Genomic DNA, 1,187 nt, shown 5'->3' with positions numbered 1-1,187 from the left:
CGTCGATTACTCGACGATAGAAGCCACGATACCGGCGCCGACGGTGCGGCCACCTTCGCGGATCGCGAAGCGAAGCTTTTCTTCCATCGCGATCGGAACGATCAGCTCAACGTCGCAGGTGACGTTGTCGCCAGGCATAACCATTTCCGTGCCTTCAGGAAGCGTAACAACACCCGTCACATCCGTCGTACGGAAGTAGAACTGCGGACGGTAGTTGGTGAAGAACGGTGTATGACGACCGCCCTCTTCCTTCGTCAGGATGTAGGCTTCTGCCTTGAACTTCGTGTGCGGCGTAACAGAACCCGGCTTGCAGAGAATCTGGCCACGTTCAACCTGGTCACGCTGGATACCACGGATCAGTGCGCCGATGTTGTCGCCGGCTTCACCCTGATCGAGAAGCTTGCGGAACATTTCAACGCCGGTGACCGTCGTCTTCTGCGTGTCCTTGATGCCGACGATTTCGACTTCTTCGCCAACCTTGACGATGCCGCGCTCAACACGACCGGTCACAACCGTACCACGACCCGAGATCGAGAAAACGTCTTCGATCGGCATCAGGAAGGGCTGATCGACCGGGCGTTCCGGGGTCGGAACATAGTCGTCAACAGCAGCCATCAGAGCACGGATTGCATCTTCACCGATGGCCTTGTCGCCATCTTCCAGAGCAACCAGAGCGGAACCCTTGATGATCGGGATTTCGTCGCCGGGGAACTCATAGGAGTCGAGCAGCTCACGAACTTCCATTTCAACGAGCTCAAGAAGCTCTTCGTCGTCAACCTGGTCAACCTTGTTGAGGAAAACAACGATGGCCGGAACGCCAACCTGACGGGCAAGCAGGATGTGCTCGCGGGTCTGCGGCATCGGGCCGTCAGCAGCAGAGCAAACCAGGATCGCACCGTCCATCTGGGCTGCACCGGTGATCATGTTCTTGACGTAGTCGGCGTGGCCGGGGCAGTCAACGTGAGCGTAGTGACGCTTTTCCGTCTCATACTCAACGTGCGCCGTCGAGATCGTGATACCACGGGCCTTTTCTTCAGGGGCTGCGTCAATCTGGTCGTAAGCGCGGAAGTCCCCGAAGAACTTCGTGATCGCTGCCGTCAACGTCGTCTTGCCGTGGTCAACGTGACCAACTGTACCAATGTTGACGTGCGGCTTCGTGCGCGTGAACTTTTCCTTTGCCATTTTTA

At 57.2% G+C, this 1,187-nt stretch carries 1 protein-coding gene; it reads right to left on the bottom strand.

The window, feature by feature from the left end:
* Positions 1-6 precede the first annotated feature (6 nt).
* Positions 7-1,182: an elongation factor Tu gene (gene tuf, locus EDC90_RS20770; RefSeq protein WP_132314403.1), complete on the bottom strand. Its 1,176-nt coding sequence runs from the start codon at positions 1,180-1,182 to the stop codon at positions 7-9.
* Positions 1,183-1,187 lie beyond the last annotated feature (5 nt).

The sequence above is a fragment of the Martelella mediterranea genome (genome assembly GCF_004342225.1).
In the GTDB taxonomy this organism is placed as follows: Bacteria; Pseudomonadota; Alphaproteobacteria; order Rhizobiales; family Rhizobiaceae; genus Martelella; species Martelella mediterranea_B.
This window is presented reverse-complemented; position numbering and strand designations above follow the sequence as displayed.

What these genes read in the sequence shown, in the direction of transcription:
- tuf (WP_132314403.1), bottom strand. Translation starts at nt 1,182, where the DNA reads ATGGCAAAGGAAAAGTTCACGCGCACGAAGCCGCACGTCAACATTGGT.